Here is a 531-nt window from a genome sequence, read left to right as displayed (position 1 = left end):
ACACGGTTTCAGGTTCTGTTTCACTCCGCTTCCGCGGTGCTTTTCACCTTTCCCTCACGGTACTGCTTCACTATCGGTCGCTAGGGAGTATTTAGCCTTGGCAGATGGTCCTGCCGGATTCCGACGGGGTTTCACGTGTCCCGCCGTACTCAGGATCCCTCTAGGCTTGCGCTTGTTTTTGGCTACGGGGCTGTTACCCTCTTTGCCGAGCCTTTCCAGACTTCTTCACCTAACAAGCATGGGCCACATCGAGGTCCTACAACCCCGGAGAGCAAGCTCTCCGGTTTGGGCTAATCCGCTTTCGCTCGCCGCTACTGACGGAATCACTTTTGTTTTCTTTTCCTCCAGGTACTTAGATGTTTCAGTTCCCTGGGTATGCCTCCATTGCAGCTATGTATTCACTACAAGGTGACTGCGCATTACCACAGCCGGGTTCCCCCATTCGGACATCCCCGGATCGAAGCCTGCTTACGGCTCCCCGAGGCATTTCGTCGTTCGCCACGTCCTTCTTCGGCTCCTAGCGCCTAGGCA

Annotated in this window: 1 rRNA gene; it reads right to left on the bottom strand. The window is 55.4% G+C overall.

The features are described 5' to 3' along the window. Positions 1-531: ribosomal RNA gene (locus B5M42_RS25160) — 23S ribosomal RNA — on the bottom strand; the annotation flags it as partial.

The organism is Paenibacillus athensensis (assembly GCF_004514475.2).
Classification (GTDB): domain Bacteria; phylum Bacillota; class Bacilli; order Paenibacillales; family NBRC-103111; genus Paenibacillus_AL; species Paenibacillus_AL athensensis.
The sequence above is the reverse complement of the archived record's forward strand: the minus strand, read 5'-3'. Positions and strand labels throughout refer to the sequence as shown.